The 15,484-nt window shown below is 73.5% G+C and carries 17 protein-coding genes; 13 read left to right on the top strand and 4 right to left on the bottom strand.

The genetic code is table 11. The features are described 5' to 3' along the window. Positions 1 to 94: 94 nt before the first annotated feature. The gene (thiD, locus tag NH339_RS13425) at positions 95 to 898 is read left to right on the top strand and encodes a bifunctional hydroxymethylpyrimidine kinase/phosphomethylpyrimidine kinase (RefSeq protein ID WP_253026158.1); all 804 of its coding nucleotides are present in this window, start codon (positions 95 to 97) and stop codon (positions 896 to 898) included. Next, a complete protein-coding gene (locus tag NH339_RS13420; RefSeq protein WP_253026156.1) occupies positions 895 to 1,545 on the top strand; it encodes a TenA family protein in 651 nt (216 codons plus the stop codon). The genes thiD and NH339_RS13420 overlap by 4 nt, the downstream gene beginning before the upstream one ends. Here NH339_RS13420 and NH339_RS13415 read toward each other — a convergent pair whose 3' ends face one another. Next, complete coding sequence (locus NH339_RS13415) at positions 1,546 to 2,976, bottom strand: PLP-dependent aminotransferase family protein (RefSeq protein WP_253026154.1); 1,431 nt, start codon at positions 2,974 to 2,976, stop codon at positions 1,546 to 1,548. 120 nt (positions 2,977 to 3,096) lie between these two features. Here NH339_RS13415 and NH339_RS13410 point away from each other — a divergent pair, with 120 nt between their 5' ends. After that, positions 3,097 to 3,237, top strand: coding sequence for a hypothetical protein (locus NH339_RS13410; protein WP_253026152.1), 141 nt, complete (start codon positions 3,097 to 3,099; stop codon positions 3,235 to 3,237). After that, positions 3,225 to 3,845: a YitT family protein gene (locus NH339_RS13405; protein WP_253026150.1), complete on the top strand. Its 621-nt coding sequence runs from the start codon at positions 3,225 to 3,227 to the stop codon at positions 3,843 to 3,845. The genes NH339_RS13410 and NH339_RS13405 overlap by 13 nt, the downstream gene beginning before the upstream one ends. Here the strand turns inward: NH339_RS13405 and NH339_RS13400 are convergent. Further along, positions 3,826 to 4,389, bottom strand: a complete 564-nt coding sequence (locus NH339_RS13400; RefSeq protein WP_067856479.1) for an O-methyltransferase — start codon at positions 4,387 to 4,389, stop codon at positions 3,826 to 3,828. The two genes, NH339_RS13405 and NH339_RS13400, sit on opposite strands and share 20 nt — an antisense overlap. A gap of 538 nt (positions 4,390 to 4,927) precedes the next feature. Between NH339_RS13400 and NH339_RS13395 the strand changes: the two genes are divergently transcribed. From NH339_RS13395 to NH339_RS13370, 6 genes are all read left to right on the top strand, one after another. After that, entirely contained in the window at positions 4,928 to 6,022 is a 1,095-nt protein-coding gene (locus NH339_RS13395; RefSeq protein WP_253026148.1) for a 3-isopropylmalate dehydrogenase, read from the top strand. A 41-nt stretch (positions 6,023 to 6,063) separates the two neighbouring features. Next, the gene (locus NH339_RS13390) at positions 6,064 to 7,161 is read left to right on the top strand and encodes a branched-chain amino acid aminotransferase (RefSeq protein WP_253026146.1); all 1,098 of its coding nucleotides are present in this window, start codon (positions 6,064 to 6,066) and stop codon (positions 7,159 to 7,161) included. Positions 7,162 to 7,271: 110 nt separating this feature from the next. Next, positions 7,272 to 8,456: an acyltransferase gene (locus NH339_RS13385; RefSeq protein ID WP_253026144.1), complete on the top strand. Its 1,185-nt coding sequence runs from the start codon at positions 7,272 to 7,274 to the stop codon at positions 8,454 to 8,456. Continuing rightward, on the top strand, positions 8,453 to 9,283 hold the full coding sequence (locus NH339_RS13380; RefSeq protein ID WP_253026142.1) for an alpha/beta fold hydrolase: 831 nt from the start codon (positions 8,453 to 8,455) through the stop codon (positions 9,281 to 9,283). Before NH339_RS13385 ends, NH339_RS13380 begins: the two co-directional genes overlap by 4 nt. Before the next feature lie 99 nt (positions 9,284 to 9,382). Continuing rightward, on the top strand, positions 9,383 to 9,892 hold the full coding sequence (locus tag NH339_RS13375) for a hypothetical protein (RefSeq protein WP_253026140.1): 510 nt from the start codon (positions 9,383 to 9,385) through the stop codon (positions 9,890 to 9,892). After that, positions 9,874 to 10,998, top strand: a complete 1,125-nt coding sequence (locus NH339_RS13370; protein ID WP_253026138.1) for an MAB_1171c family putative transporter — start codon at positions 9,874 to 9,876, stop codon at positions 10,996 to 10,998. The genes NH339_RS13375 and NH339_RS13370 overlap by 19 nt, the downstream gene beginning before the upstream one ends. A 9-nt stretch (positions 10,999 to 11,007) precedes the next feature. On the opposite strand, the gene NH339_RS13365 is transcribed toward NH339_RS13370, so the two are convergent. Together NH339_RS13365 and NH339_RS13360 are read right to left on the bottom strand one after the other, a co-directional pair. Further along, on the bottom strand, positions 11,008 to 11,916 hold the full coding sequence (locus tag NH339_RS13365) for a zinc-binding dehydrogenase (protein WP_253026136.1): 909 nt from the start codon (positions 11,914 to 11,916) through the stop codon (positions 11,008 to 11,010). After that, positions 11,913 to 12,341 (bottom strand): hypothetical protein, encoded by a 429-nt coding sequence (locus NH339_RS13360; RefSeq protein WP_067856500.1) that lies wholly within the window; start codon positions 12,339 to 12,341, stop codon positions 11,913 to 11,915. The genes NH339_RS13365 and NH339_RS13360 overlap by 4 nt, the downstream gene beginning before the upstream one ends. A 307-nt stretch (positions 12,342 to 12,648) precedes the next feature. Between NH339_RS13360 and NH339_RS13355 the strand changes: the two genes are divergently transcribed. The 3 genes from NH339_RS13355 to NH339_RS13345 are packed head-to-tail and all read left to right on the top strand — an operon-like array spanning position 12,649 to position 15,313. Next, on the top strand, positions 12,649 to 13,935 hold the full coding sequence (locus tag NH339_RS13355) for a sedoheptulose 7-phosphate cyclase (protein ID WP_253026124.1): 1,287 nt from the start codon (positions 12,649 to 12,651) through the stop codon (positions 13,933 to 13,935). Continuing rightward, the gene (locus NH339_RS13350) at positions 13,932 to 14,672 is read left to right on the top strand and encodes an SDR family NAD(P)-dependent oxidoreductase (protein WP_253026122.1); all 741 of its coding nucleotides are present in this window, start codon (positions 13,932 to 13,934) and stop codon (positions 14,670 to 14,672) included. Before NH339_RS13355 ends, NH339_RS13350 begins: the two co-directional genes overlap by 4 nt. Beyond that, positions 14,669 to 15,313 (top strand): HAD-IA family hydrolase, encoded by a 645-nt coding sequence (locus tag NH339_RS13345; RefSeq protein WP_253026120.1) that lies wholly within the window; start codon positions 14,669 to 14,671, stop codon positions 15,311 to 15,313. The genes NH339_RS13350 and NH339_RS13345 overlap by 4 nt, the downstream gene beginning before the upstream one ends. Positions 15,314 to 15,484: the final 171 nt, after the last annotated feature.

Raw genomic sequence — 15,484 nt, 5'->3', positions numbered from 1 at the left:
CGGTGGGCTCCGACCCTGACCCGCGCGCTGCCGCTGCCCGGCTGCGTCGGGTCGTCGACGCCGCGCTGGCCGCCCGGCGCGAGGACGTGTCGGCATGACGGGCCGCGAGCCGGTGGTGCTCACGGTCGCGGGCTCCGACCCGTCGGGTGGAGCCGGGATCCAGGCCGACCTCAAGACCGCCACGGCCCTCGGCGTGTACGCGGCGTCCGTCGTCACCGCCGTCACCGTGCAGGACACCACCGGGGTCCGCGCCGTGCACGAGGTGCCGCTCGACGTCGTCCGCGGTCAGCTCGAGGCCGTGCTCGGGGACCTCGACGTCCGGGCGGTCAAGGTCGGCATGCTGGGCTCCCCGGCGCTGGTCGGGCTGGTCGCCGAGCTCCTCGCCGACGTGCCCGCGCTCGTCGTGGACCCGGTGATGGTCTCGACGTCGGGCCACCGGCTGCTCCCGGAGGACGCCGAGGCAGCCGTGCGCGACCTCCTCGTGCCGCGCGCGACCCTGGTGACCCCGAACCTGCCGGAGGCCTCGGTGCTCACGGGCCTCGCTGCGCAGACCGACCCCGGCGAGCTGGGCCAGGCCCTGCTCGCGCTGGGACCGGGTGCCGTCCTGCTCAAGGGCGGTCACGGAGACGGTCCGGCGAGCGACGACCTGCTCGTCGACGGTCGCGGCAGCACGTGGTTCCGGGCGCCGCGGATCGACACGCCCCACACCCACGGCACGGGGTGCACGCTCTCGGCCGCAGTGGCGACGCGGCTGGCGCTCGGCGACCCGCTGGCCGACGCCGTCGGTGCCGCCAAGGCCTACCTCGGCGAGGCGCTCGCGTCCGGTGCTGAGCGGCGCGTCGGCCAGGGCCGCGGCCCCGTCGACCACCTCGTCCGACTCCGGGGGACCACGGCATGACGACAGCGTTCTCCGCACGGGCCTGGGCGCACGTGGCCGACCGCTACGCCGATGTCTGTCGTCACCCGTTCGTCATCGGCCTGGCCGGCGGGACGCTGCCCGACGCGGTGTTCGCCCACTACCTGGCCGACGACGCGCACTACCTCGCCGGCTACGCCCGGACCCTCGCGCGCATCGCGTCGCGCCTGCCCGACGTCGACGACGTCGGTGCGTGGGCCGGCTTCGCCGCCGGCGCGGTCGAGGCCGAGCGATCCCTGCACGTGGGGGAGCTCGCCCGGCGCGGGATCGACCCGGCGACGCACGCGCCGACGAGCGCGTGCCGCGACTACGTCGACGCGCTCGCCCGCCATGCCGACGCGTCGCCGGTCGAGGTCGCGGTGGCGGCGGTCCTGCCGTGCTTCCGCGTGTACGCCGAGGTGGGGCGGCACCTCGCGTCGACCGCCGGCGACCTGGCCGCCCATCCCTACGGCGCGTGGATCGCGACCTACGACGACCCCGCCTTCGAAGCGTCGGTCGCCCGGGCGGAGGCGACGGCCGACCGCCTCGCCGCCGGCAGCGGGCACGTCGAGGAGATGCTCGAGGCCTACGCCGACGCCACCGACCGCGAGTGGCACTTCTGGGACGCCTCCTGGCGCGCGACCACCTGACTAGGCGATGAGGTCGACGGCCGGTCCGGCGGTGTCGCAGCGTCGCCCCGACACGACGACGGACCAGGCGCGCGCGAGCCGTTCGACGGCCTCGACGCCGACGTGCTCGGGCGCGGTGCACGGCAGGCGCAGGCGACGTTCGCCGGCGCTCGGTGCGCCCAGCGTGAACCGCGGGCCCGGCGTCAGGTGCAGCCCCTCCTGAGCCGCCGCGGCGACGAGCAGGCTGGACGAGCGGCTCGGCAGGCCGACCCACAGGTTGGGCCCGCCGGCGGGCACGGGGACCTCCCAGTCGGGCAGCCGCTCGGCCAGCGCGGCCACCAGGGCCGCTCGCTGGCCCCGCAACCGGGTGACGGTCTCGTCGAAGAGGTGCGTGTGGTGCCGCAGGACCTCGGTGGCCACCAGCTGGTCGAACGCGGCGGTCCCGAGGTCGTGGCGCATGCGCGACTGCAGCAGCGCCGTGACGTGGCGCCGTGGTGCGCGGATCCAGCCGATCCGCAGGCCGCCCCACAGCACCTTCGACAGGGAGTCGACGACGATCGCGTCGGGGTCGTGGGCGGCGTACGACGTCGGCAGCCCGTCGCCGGAGAGGTCCAGGCGACGCATCGACTCGTCCACGACGGTCAGCACGTCGTGCCGCCGCAGCGTCCGGGCGAGCCGCAGCCGGGTGCCCTCCGGCATGACCGCGCCGGTCGGGTTGTGGAAGTCGGGGATCAGGTACGCGGCGTCGACGTGCGGCGCCTTCGTGCTCGCCGCCTCCAGGTCCCACGGGTCGTCGCCGATCGGCAGGGGAGCGGTGCGGTAGCCGAACCCGGTCAGCGACTCGACCCCGTGCGGGTACGAGGTGCCCTCGACGAGGAGCCCGGCGCCGGGTCGACCGAACGTGCGGCCCACCAGGGAGATCGCCCCCTGGGCGCCGTTGGTGACGATCACCTGGTCCGGGTCGGTCGGGATGCCGGCCTGGGTGTACTCGGCGGCCACCAGCTCGCGCAGGACGGGAAGTCCGTCGGGCAGGTAGCCGCTGGTCGTCAGCAGCGACGGCAGCTGCTCCGCCGCGGCCTGGAAGGCGCGGGTCAGCCCGGAGGGCCCCGTCGGTGCGGAGAACGTCATCGCGATCGTGTCGGGGTCGTCGGGGTCGACGATCAGGCTGCTCGCGGTGGCCGACGTGGTGGGCACGCGCAGCACGCTGCCGCTGCCCTGGCGCGAGTGCAGGACCCCGCGACGGCGCAGCTCGTCGTACGCCCGCGTCGTGGTGGTGCGGCTCAGGCCCATCGCCTGCGCCAGGGCGCGCTCGCTCGGCAGCCGCGTGCCGTCGAGCAGGCGACCGTCGACGACGAGCAGGCGGATGCTGTCGGCGAGCGTGCGGTACGCGGGACCGTCGGGGAGCGCGCCGATCAGCGCCGCGAGCCGGAAGGCGGAGGTACGGGGGTCCACACGCCCAGCATGCCGCGCCAATGGACCCGGGCGAAAGGGCCACTTCGACCGAAGTGGCTGCAACCACCCGTCGCCCAGTGGCTCTGTCCCACGAGGCCACCCGGGGTCGAACCTGGTGACATGCTCCTCGTCCTCCTGCTGCTCCTGGCGTGCGTGCCGTCGGGGCTCGGCCTGCGCGCCGTGGCCCGCGACGGCTACGGCATGCGTCCGCCCCCGGTCTCGCGCCACGACCAGGAGGGGGCGCGGACATGGCCCCGATGACCCGCCGCCTCGCCCAGCTCGTGCTCGGCCTGTGGCTCTACGGCGCCACGATGGGCCTGATGGTGGAGTCCGGGCTCGGCCTCGACCCCTGGGACGTGTTCCACGAGGGACTCACCCACCACCTGCCGCTGACCTTCGGCCAGGTGGTGATCCTGGTCGGCGCCGTCGTGCTGCTGCTCTGGGTGCCCCTGCGCCAGCGCCCCGGCATCGGCACCGTGCTCAACGTGCTGCTCATCGGCGTCGCGGTCGACGTCACGCTCGCGTGGCTGCCGACGCCCGACCACCTCGCCGTGCAGGTCACCTTCCTGATGCTCGGTGTCGTGGGGAACGGGCTGGCCGGCGCGCTCTACATCGGGGCCGACCTCGGCACCGGGCCCCGCGACGGTCTCTGGACCGGGCTCGTGCGGCGCACGGGCCGCAGCGTGCGGCTGGTGCGCACGGCACTCGAGCTGACCGTGCTCCTCGTGGGGTTCGCGCTCGGTGGGACCGTCGGGATCGGCACCGTGGTGTACGCCCTCGTGATCGGGCCCGTCGTGCAGCTGTTCCTGCCGCTGGTGCAGGTGCGCCGCGTCCGCGAGCCCCGCGGACTCAGCGTCGCGTCGCGATGACGAGGGACGCACCCTCGTCGATGAGCAGCTCCACCGCGGCGAAGCGCTCGTCGGTGAGCCACTGCTCGCGCACCACGTCGACCTGGCCGTCGACGATCGGCGGCCAGTGGACCGACGGGACGAAGTCGTCGAGCACCGCGATGCCACCCGGCTCCAGCAGGTTCGCGAGGACGTCGATCTGCTCCATGACCTCGCGGACGTCGACGAACAGCAGGGAGAACGGGGCGTGCTCCTCGAGCGCCGACCAGTCGCCCGCCACGATCTCGACGTTGTCGACGTCGGCGAAGATCTGCTGCACGTCGCCGGCGAGCGAGGGGTCGAGCTCGGCGCTCACGATGCGCGCCTCCTTGCGCGCGCCGCTCGAGAGCCAGGCGGAGCCCACGCCCGTGCCGGTGCCGAGCTCGGCCAGCGTGCCGGCCCGCGAGGCGGCGAGCGCGGCCAGGAGGCGGCCGGTCTCGTGCCGCGTCGAGGTGATGAACCCCCGCTGGCGCGCGAGGTCCAGGGACCGGGCGACGAGGTCGGGGATCTCCGCAGGCGCACTCACCCGGTCAGTGTGTCACCGCCGTCACGTCGCGCCGGCGGCGGCGTCTCACCGACCGAGACACACCGCGCGGCCCTCCCGGCGCGGCGACGGACGGCAGGTAGGGTGGTCGCCATCATGCGGAAGCAGCTCGTAGTCATCGCTTGCCGCGGCGGGGCCTCCTAGGGCCACACCCTGCCGCGGAGTCCAGGCGTTGGCCCGACCGTTCCGCAGCAGGTCAGCTTCATCTCTCGTCGGGACCACGACCTGGTCCCCTCTCCTGAACCATCCGGTCATCACCGGGTGACACGACCTCCGTGGAGCCGTCGGGTCGGTGCTGTGCCCGCACCGTCCGGCGTCCGTCACCCGACGGACCGAACCACGCACCACCTCAGGAGAGACCATGAACACCTACCCGATCGAGTGGGGACCCGCCCACCTGCGCGACGACGCCGTGACGCCAGCCGTGGAGCCGGCCGAGCGCCCGGACGACAACTGAGAGCGTCCATCGAGTGAGACCGCGGTTTCAGATCCTGAGACCGCGCCTCCTAGGATGACCCTCATGACGCGCTCCTACACGCTGGCCGTCGTCCCCGGCGACGGCATCGGCCCCGAAGTCACGACCCAGGCCCTGACGGTGCTGAACACCGTCGCCGCGCAGCACGACCTGTCCTTCGACACGGTCGACTACGACCTGGGTGCCCGGCGCTACCACGCGACGGGGGAGACCCTGCCGGACAGCGTCCTGCAGGAGATCCGTGCGCAGGACGCCATCCTGCTCGGAGCCGTCGGCGACCCGAGCGTGCCGTCGGGCGTGCTCGAGCGCGGTCTGCTGCTCAAGCTGCGCTTCGAGCTCGACCACTACGTCAACCTGCGACCGAGCACGCTCTACCCCGGCGTGCCGACGCCGCTCGGGTCCCACGTGACGGAGCGCGGCCCGATCGACTTCGTGGTCGTGCGCGAGGGCACCGAGGGTCCGTACGTCGGCAACGGCGGCGCGATCCGCGTGGGCACGCCGCACGAGCTGGCCACCGAGGTCAGCGTCAACACGGCGTACGGCGTCGAGCGCGTCGTGCGCGACGCGTTCAGCCGGGCCCAGGCGCGGCCGCGCCGCAAGCTGACGCTCGTGCACAAGAACAACGTGCTGGTGCACGCCGGACACCTCTGGACGCGCACCGTCGCGGCCGTCGGCGAGGAGTTCCCCGAGGTCAGCGTCGACTACCTGCACGTCGACGCGGCGACGATCTTCCTCGTCACCGACCCGGGCCGCTTCGACGTGATCGTCACCGACAACCTATTCGGCGACATCCTCACCGACCTCGCGGCGGCCGTCACCGGCGGCATCGGACTGGCAGCGAGCGGCAACGTGAACCCCGACCGCACCGCCCCGAGCATGTTCGAGCCGGTGCACGGCTCGGCGCCCGACATCGCGGGCCAGTCGAAGGCCGACCCGACGGCCGCGATCCTGTCCGGCGCGCTGCTCCTGGAGCACCTCGGCCACCCCGAGGCGGCTGCCCAGATCAGCACGGCCGTGGAGGCTGACGTCGCCGAGCGCGGCACGGCCGCCGGTGCCCAGCCCCGCAGCACCGAGGAGGTGGGGGAGGCCATCGCCGCGCGCGCCAGCGCGGCCGCGGCCGAGGGCGTAGCGGCGGTCTGACCTCCCGCCTCCACCACCTCGAAAGGACTACCGTGTCCAGCATGACCTCCGCACCGTTCGCCCCCACCGTCGAGACCAACCCGGCTGCGCGGACGGACGCCGAACGGCAGGCGATCCTCGCCTCTCCGGGGTTCGGCAACCACTTCACCGACCACATGTTCCTGGCCGAGTGGACGCCCGAGCAGGGCTGGCACGACGCTCGCGTCGTGCCCTACGGTCCGCTGCAGCTCGACCCCGCCACGGCCGTCCTGCACTACGCCCAGGAGATCTTCGAGGGGCTCAAGGCCTACGCCTGGGCCGACGGCTCGGTCCGTGTGTTCCGGGCGGAGGAGAACGCGGCGCGTCTGCAGCGCTCGGCGCGCCGGCTCGCGCTGCCCGAGCTGCCGCAGGAGTGGTTCCTCGGCTCGATCGAGGCCCTCGTGGGCGCCGACCGCGCGTGGGTCCCCGAGGGAGGGGAGACCAGCCTGTACCTGCGCCCGTTCATGTTCGCCTCCGAGGCCTTCCTCGGCGTGCGCCCCAGCCAGCACGTCACGTACTGCGTGATCGCCTCGCCGGCCGGTGCCTACTTCCCCGGTGGCGTCAAGCCCGTCTCGATCTGGCTGTCGACGCAGTACTCGCGGGCGGGCGCGGGCGGCACGGGCGCGGCCAAGTGCGGCGGCAACTACGCCGCGAGCCTGCTCCCGCAGCAGGAGGCCGCGCAGCACGGCTGCCAGCAGGTCGCCTTCCTCGACTCCACGGAGCAGCGCTGGATCGAGGAGCTCGGCGGCATGAACCTGTACTTCGTGCAGTCCGACGGCTCGATCGTCACCCCGGAGCTGTCGGGGTCGATCCTCGAGGGCATCACCCGCGAGTCGATCCTGACGATCGCCCGCGACCTCGGGCACGACGTCGTCGAGCGCCGGGTCAGCATCGACGAGTGGCGTGAGGGCACCGCCGACGGGACCATCACCGAGGTCTTCGCCTGCGGCACCGCTGCCGTGGTCACCCCCGTCGGCGTGCTCAAGTGGGACGGCGGCGAGGCCGTGGCCGGCGACGGCGAGGCCGGGAAGGTCACGATGGACGTCCGCTCGGCGCTCGTCGACCTGCAGTACGGGCGGGCCGAGGACCGCCACGGCTGGATGCGCCGCATCGTCGACTGACGGCCCCGACGACCTGGGTGCCAGGGTGGCCATGGTCACCCTGGCTTACCTATCGGCCTGGACGCTACTATATCGGCGTGAGCGATGATCGAAGCACGAGACGTCCTGTCATGAGTCCGCGACGCACGGGCGCTGCACGTCCCGTGCTCCAGCAGCCGGGGCGCGCGCCCGTCGACCGTCGCAGTCCGCTGCCGGGCCTGACCGGGCTGCGCTGGCTCGCGGCGCTCCCGGTGTTCGCCTTCCACCTCTCCCTCGTCGACTTCGGGCTGAACCCGTTCGCGGACGGCGGCTGGGCACGCACGTACGCCGCGCTGCTCGGGCAGGGCGGATGGACGGGGGTGTCGTTCTTCTTCGTGCTCAGCGGGTTCCTGCTCACCTGGCGGCACTCGGAGAGTCGTGGCACTGCGGCCTTCGTGCGCAAGCGCCTGGTGAAGATCTTCCCGCTGCACGTCGTCACCTGGGCCGTCGCGATGGTCCTGTACGCGTTCGCGCTCGCGGAGTCGCCGTGGCAGTACCTGCCCAACCTCGCGCTCGTCAGCTCCTGGATCCCCGTCCACGACGTCTACCTGTCGGTCAACCTGCCCAGCTGGTCGCTCTGCAGCGAGCTGCTGTTCTACCTGTCGTTCCCTGCGCTCGTCCCTCTCGTCCGACGGGTCCGTGCCGACCGGCTCGCGCTCGGCCTGGCGGCGTGCGTCGCCGGCACTGTCGTCGTCGCGCTCGTCACGATGTCGCTGCCCGACGGACCGGGGGTCGACGGCATGCCGGTGACGAACCTGCAGTTCTGGTTCGGCTACAACCTCCCGCTGCCCCGGCTGCTCGAGTTCGTGGCGGGGATGTTCCTCGCGCGCCTGGTCGCGGAGCGTCGGGTGCCGACCATCCCCCCGTGGGTGGCATGGACCGTCGTGCTCGTGGGCTACGTCGTGGCGTCGCTGGGACCCTTCGTGCTCGGCTTCGTGGCCGTCATGCTCGTGCCGCTGATGATGCTCGTCGTCGCCACGGTCCAGCGCGACCTCGGGGGTCGCGGCACCTGGGTCTCCTCGCGGCCCATGGTCTGGCTCGGCGAGGTGTCGTTCGGCTTCTACATGGCGCAGCAGATCGTCATGTACACGGTCCGCATCACCTTGCAGCACGGGGCCACGTACCCGGTGCCGCTCGCGATCGCGGACTGGCTGCTCATCTTCGCGCTCACGCTGGGCTTCGCGACCGTCCTGCACCGCCTGGTCGAGGAGCCGGCGATGCGTCGTCTCGGGACGCGGCGCCAGGCCCGCGTGGCAGCGGCGGCGGTGGCCCGGTGACGGCCGTCGCGCTGCGCGTCGAGCGGCTCGGGGACGCCGAGTACGTCTGCGCCGGACGCGGTCGGCCGGTGGGTCTCGCGCACGGCGCGTCCGGCGACGTCGACGCGAACTTCTCGCCGCTGCTGGAGGCGCTGGGGGAGCGATGGTCCTTCGTCGGGTCGAGGTATCCGGGCACCGGAGGCTCCGGCCCCGTCCACGACCTGCCGTCGGTCCTGCGTCCTGAGGTGCTCGCCGACCGTCTGGTCGAGGCCCTCGACGCCGAGGGCCACCAGCGCGTCCCGGTGGCGGGGGTGTCCTTCGGCTGCTCGGTCGCGATCGAGACGGCGCTGCGCCACCCGGACCGCGTGTCGGCACTCGTCCTCACCGTCGGGTTCGCCAGGCCCGACGTCCAGCTGCGCCAGATGCTCGGCACCTGGGAGGGCCTGGCGGGCGGACCCCCGGAGCGGCTCGGTGCGTTCCTGCTGTCCCAGCTCGGATCGCCCGACGGTCTGGCGCGGCACGACCGCGCAGGCACCTTCGCGGCCGACGCCCTCGACGCGGGGCGAGGGGTCAACCCGGCCGGGCTCGCACACCTGCGCGCGGCTGCTCAGGTCGACCTGCAGGACCGTCTGGGGCAGCTGCGGGTGCCGACTCTCGTGGTCGTGGCCGGCGCCGACCGGGTCGTGCTCCCCGCCACGACGCGCGAGCTCGCGGCGGGGATCCCCGGGGCCGAGCTGGTGGAGTACCCGGCGGCAGGGCACGTGTTCACCCCCGAGGAGGGTGTCGTCTGGGCACGCGACGTCGAGGCCTTCCTGGCGCGGGTGGACGATCCTCCGGTCGAGGTGTGACCTTCTGCACTCGTGCCGCTGCGACCGCGTGACCGGTCCTATAGTCGCGACATCCCTGCGCTGGCGGGGGAACGTCCACGAGACGTCTGGGGGACGAGGGTGAAGGGCGAGTCGACACGTGTGCTCCGCGCGGTGCGCTCGCGGCTGCGCGACGCCCGCCTGCGTCGCCACCTGCGGGGCCTCCTGCGCCGCCTCGACCTCCCGCTGCCCCTCGAGGTGGGGCTGCTGTGCGAGCGGCTCGGCCAGCTCCGGGGGACGCCCATCGCCCTCCTGGAGTGGGAGCTGGAGCCGACCGGGCCCTCGGGCATGCTCGTCTCGCGCGTCGACGAGGACGTCATCGTCTTCCAGTCGCGCACGTCGCGCGCCCACCAGGCCCACATCATCCTGCACGAGGTCGGCCACATCGTGGCTCAGGACCTCGACGGGGTGGCCCTGCCCCCACCGCTGCTGAGGACCTCGTACACGGCGCGTGACGAGCGCGACGCCGAGATCATCGCCTCGACGATCATGCACCGCGCGCTGTCGATGACGCGCCGCCTGGACCACGTCGCGCAGGTCGGTGGGCGTTCTGTGCAGAGCAGCCTCGTGCTGTGGGACGGCTGGACGTGAACGACCTCGGGTGGGTCGCCGTCGTGACGCTGCTGGTGGGCGCGGCCTGGACGTTGCCCGCGCTCGCGCGACAGAGCTTCCGGGACCCGATGCGGCTGACCCTGTTCACCTCGATGCTCCTGCTCGGGCTGGGCAACCTGCTGTCGCGGCCGCCCGTGATCGCGGCCGTCGACGCCCGGACCACCGTGGGTGCCACCAAGCTCACCTACAACGTGCTGATCCTGGTCGGGTTGTGCCTGATGATCGCCTTCCTGCGCGAGCGACCGCTCGTCGGGGTGCGTGCCCTGCGACGCTGGGAGGTCCTGCTGTGCCTCGCCTGCGTGGGCGGCCTGGTCCTCGTCACGGCGGGCATCGACCCGTCGCTGCGCAACCACACCCTCGCGGCGTCCTCCCTGCAGGACGAGCACGTTCGCGCCTTCTACAACGTCGGCAACACCTACCTCCTGGCTGGCTACGCGGCCTGCGCCGTGCTCGCCTGGCGGCAGACCTGGCGCTCCGTGGGCGTCCTCCGCGCGGCCCTGGCGACGATCGCCGTCGGTCTCGCCGGCCTCGCGCTGAGCTGTGTCGCCCGGCTCGTGTGGGTCGACGTCGTCGCGACCCGACCGGGCGAGGAGCTCTTCGACGACCAGGACGTCCTCGCGTTCGCCCTCGTCGCCACGATCGTGGTGTGCGTCGGGATGAGTCTCCCGGCCGTGCGCAGCGTGCTGGCGATGCTGGCGGAGGTGCGCGGGCACCGTCGCCGGTGCCGGGGGTTGCGCGAGCTCTGGACCCGTCTGGTCGAGATCCATCCCGACCTCGTCCTCGACGGGCTCACCTACCGCGGCCCGGCGGTCGCGACGGGGTACGCCCTCGCGACCTACCGGCGCTACGTCGAGTGCCGTGACGGGCTGGTCCGCGTGGGGGCGCTGGTGCCAGGGGCGCCGGAGGACTCGGCAGGACCGGCCGAGGCTGCCCAGGCGCTCGACGCCGTCCTGCGAGGGGCTCCCGTGGGGGAGCCGGTGGTCTGGGGCGTGCACGAGAGGTACGAGGACGACGTCGATGCCCTCGTGCGTCTCTCGAGCGCCCTGCGCTCGCTGCGGAGCCGGGCGCCGGCCCTGGCCCGGTGACCCGGGGGGTCAGGGCACGAGCACGAGCTTGCCGCGGACGCCGCCTGCCTCGAGTCGCGCGTGTGCCTGACCGGCCGCCTCGAGCGGGAGAGTCTCGACGTCGGGGAGCACGCCCTCGCCGCTCGCCGCGCGGGCGACGACATCCTGGAGGTCCTCGCGCGAGATCTCGACGCTCGTGAGCCGCACGTCGACGCTGGGGTGGTCCTCGGGCGTGGGGGCGCTGAACGGCGTGATGGTCACGAAGCGACCGCCATCGCGTACTGCGTCCACCAGCGTCGGGACGCCCGCGGTGTCGATCACGACGTCGTAGGTGCCGGGACCGATCGCGTCCGGGCTCGTGTGCACGGTGCCCGCGGCCTCGGACTCCTCGAGGCGCACCGCCCAGGCGTCCGCGTCGCCCGGTCGGACCAGGAGGTCGGTGGGTCCCTGCCGTGCGAGGAGCCGACCAGCCACGTGGGAGCCGACGCTGCCCTGGGCACCCGCGAGCAGGACGCGGTCCTCCGCGCCCAGGTCGACGAGGCGCAGCGTCTGGACGGCGGTCACACCGGCGAGCGGGAGCGCGGCGGCGACCAAAAGGTCGAGTGACGCCGGCACCGCGACGGCGAAGGCGGGGTCGAGCGCGACACGCTCGGCCATCGAGGCGATCCCGGTGCCCAGGGGTGCGGTCATCGCGGCCACGCGGTCGCCGGCCGCGAACCCCGACCCGTGCGGCGCGCGGAGCACGGTGCCGGCGAGGTCCCAGCCCAGCAGCGTGGTGCCCTCCGTCGGGATCTGGCCCGAGCGGGTGGCGAGGTCGACCGGGTTGACCGCCGCGCCGGCGACCTCGACGAGCAGCAGGTCGTCCCGGTCGGGCTCGGGGACGTCGAGCACCTCGACGACCTCGGGGCCGCCGGGGGCGTGGAAGCCCACGGCCCTCACGGCTGACCGGTCTCGCGTCGCGACGCGTCGAGCGCGTCCATGATGGTGAGGAGCTGGCTGCGTGCCTCCGGCGTGAGCTCGCCGGCGCGCATGGCGATCGAGCGCACCTGACGGTCCGCCAGCGCCTGCGCCCAGCCGGCGTCGTCCTCCTCCTCGCCGGTGAGGGCGGCCATCGAGATGGGCAGCGACGCCGCGCGCGGCTTGAAGTAGTGCACGAGCGCGGAGAGGACGGAGACCGTGGGGTTGGTCTGCGCGCCGCTGCGCAGCGCCGCGAGGTAGCTGCGCGAGATGGTGACGTCGTGCTCGGGGCTCTCGCTGATGGCCTGGGCGACCTCGGCGGTGGAGGGCTCGCGCATGCGGCCGACGGGATCGCGCGTGGCGGCGTCGGCGAACCAGGCGTTCAGGCGTTCGGCGAGGGTCGACATGGTCACTCCCGGGGTGAGAGGTCAGCCGGGGGAACGGCTGCGAGGACAGCGGCGGGGACAGCGGTGGCGGGACCACCGTGAAGGAGCGACATGGAGTGGCGTTCCTGTGTTGACAGTATCACACTCGCCATCTACAACTGCTGTGTGCCACTATAGTGGCGTACACGACGATGAAGTGATCGGTCAGCAGGGTGCCACGGAGAAGCACGGTGTCATCCAGCAGCACGGCGGCATCCGGCGAGCGGTACCGACCACGACCATCGAGGCCACGACCACGGGCCCTCCGCGGGCCGGAGCAGGAGCACCGATGCGCAGCGCCACGGCCCTCACCCAGGGGCTCCACCACCACGTCCACCGCACGCGGGGCGACCTCCCGTCGCCCTCGACCGCCGTCCCCGACCCGACCCGCACGCCACGGCTCGGAGCCGACGCGTCGTGGACGGTCGAGGCGGTGCAGCAGGTCCGCTACCACGTCGTGCGGTCCCAGGGTCTGTTCGACGTCGACAACACGACGCTGCTCGACGGCTGCGCCGACGCGCCCATGGCCGCGGGGGAGCGCCGACTCGTGGTCGTCGACAGCGCGGTCGACGCCCTGCACGGCGACCGGATCCGCACCTGGTTCGACGCCCACGACGTCGCCGCGACGATCGTCGCCCTCCGCGCGGACGAGGAGGTCAAGCAGTGGGACTCCGTCTCGGCGGTGATCGACGCCATGAACGCCTTCGGGATCGACCGGCGCCGTGAGCCGGTGCTCGCGGTCGGCGGCGGCGTGCTGACCGACGTGGTCGGCTTCGCGGCCAGCCTGTACCGGCGCGGCACGCCGTACCTGCGCATCCCGACCACGCTGATCGGTCTCGTGGACGCCGGTGTCGGGGTCAAGACGGGTGTGAACTACGCGGCCGGCAAGAACCGGGTCGGCACCTACGCGGCGGCCAAGGCGACGTTCCTGGACCGCACCTGGCTCAGCACCCTCGACCCGCGGCACGTGTCCAACGGCCTCGCCGAGGTGCTCAAGGTCGCCCTGATGAAGTCGGCGGAGCTGTTCGAGCTGCTCGAGCGCTCGGGCCGCGACCTGCTCGAGGACCGGCTGCTCGGCAGCACGCCCGAGCTGGACGCGGCGGCCGCGACGGTCGTGGCCGAGTCGATCCACCTGATGCTGGAGGAGCTGCAGCCCAACCTCTGGGAGTCCACGCTCGAGCGGTGCGTCGACTACGGGCACACCTTCAGCCCCGTCATCGAGATGCGCGCGCTCCCCTCCCTGCTCCACGGCGAGGCCGTCGCCGTCGACATGGCGCTGACCACGGTGATCGGCGAGCTGCGCGGCTACGTCTCGATCGAGCAGTCGGCGCGGGTCCTGGCCGTCATGCGGCGACTGGGGCTGCCCACCTGGGACGACGTGCTGGGCGAGCCCGGGCTGCTGGCGACCGCCCTGCGCGACACCGTGCGCCACCGCGACGGGCAGCAACGGCTTCCCCTCCCCGTCGGGATCGGGGGTCACCGCTTCGTCAACGACGTCACCGATGCCGAGCTGCAGAGGGCGCTCGAGCTCCTGCGCTCGCGCAGCCACCACCACGCGGCCGGGGAGACGCGATGACGACGGCCGTGGTCGTCGGCGGCTCGACGGGCGTCGGACGCGGGGTCGCCGACGCCTGGGCCGCCGCCGGCTGTCGGGTGCTGACACTCAACCGGTCCCGTCCGGTCGGCCCCGGAGCGGAGCTGCTGGAGCACGTCGAGGTCGACCTGGCCGAGCCCGACGCCGCGCGCGTCGTCCTGCGCTCGCTGCCCGACGAGATCGACCTGCTCTGCTACTCGGCCGTCTACTTCACCGCCGGGCGTGCCCCGCTCGCCGAGACGACCGAGCGCGACTGGGAGGCGCAGTGGCGCATCAACGTGCACGGCCTCTGGCTGGCGCTGCACACCCTGCTGCCGGCCCTGCGCCGTGCGGCGCCCTCGGTCGTGCTCAGCATCTCCTCGGAGGTCGTCTACAACGCGGGCCCGTTGCGGGCCGGGTACGCGGCCACGAAGGCCGCGGCCCGTGGTCTGGTCGAGTCGCTCGCGCAGGAGGAGGACCCCGACGTCGTGCGCGTCGTCCAGGCCCTGCCGGCGCAGATGGTGGACTCGCCCGGCATCCGGGCACGTCGCCCGGACGACTTCGACTACGCCGACTACATGACGGGCGACGACTTCGGCCCGCTCGCCCGCGACCTCGTGGAGCGACGTGCCGCCGACCTGGCCGGCGAGGTGCTCGTGGTCGACCACGGAGGTGCCTTCCGCCCGCTCGGCGACACGCTGCCGACGTCGCAGAGCCGACCGGCGGGGGTGTCGGCATGAGCGTGCGGCACGCGGAGGCGGACGCGTACCTGTTCGACATGGACGGCACGCTCGTGGACTCCACGTCGGTGGTCGAGCGGACCTGGGCCGACTTCAGCCGGCGGCACGGCCTCGACGTGGAGGAGGTGCTGGCATACGCGCACGGTCGTCCGACGGCCAGCACGACCGCCCACTTCCTCGAGGACTCCGACGTGGCTGCCGACGAGGCGACCCGGCTGGCCGCCCTGGAGGAGGAGACCGTCGACGGCATCGTCGAGGTCCCGGGCGCGGCGGCCCTCGTCGCCGGGCTGCCCGAGGACCGGTGGGCCGTCGTCACCTCCGCCGGACGACGTCTCGCCGAGCGGCGCCTGGACGCCGCCGGCGTCCCGCGTCCTGCCGTCCTCGTGACGGCCGACGACGTGGCACGGCCCAAGCCCGACCCGGAGGGCTACCTGCTGGCTGCTCGGCTCCTCGGCGTCCCCGTCGACGCGTGCGTCGCCTTCGAGGACTCGGAGGCGGGGGTCCGGGCCGCAGTCGCGAGCGGAGCCCGCACGGTCGTGGTCGGCACGTTGTCGTCGCACGACGGGGCCCTGCAGCGCGTCCTCGACCTGCGCGGACCCGACGTCCCCGGCGTCGCCACGACCACGGGGGTCCGGTCGTGACGGCGCTCGACACGCGCCTGCGCGTGACGGACGCGCGTCCGACCGCGACCTTCGCGGTCGACGTGGGCGGCACCTGGACGAGGAGCCGGCCCCTGGAGGACGGCGCACCCACCGAGCGGGTCCCGACGCCGAGCGTCCTGCGGTGCCCGGGGGTGCCCGTCGCGGTGCTGC

The organism is Aeromicrobium sp. CnD17-E (assembly GCF_024124745.1).
Lineage (GTDB): Bacteria > Actinomycetota > Actinomycetes > Propionibacteriales > Nocardioidaceae > Aeromicrobium.
The sequence above is the reverse complement of the archived record's forward strand: the minus strand, read 5'-3'. Positions and strand labels throughout refer to the sequence as shown.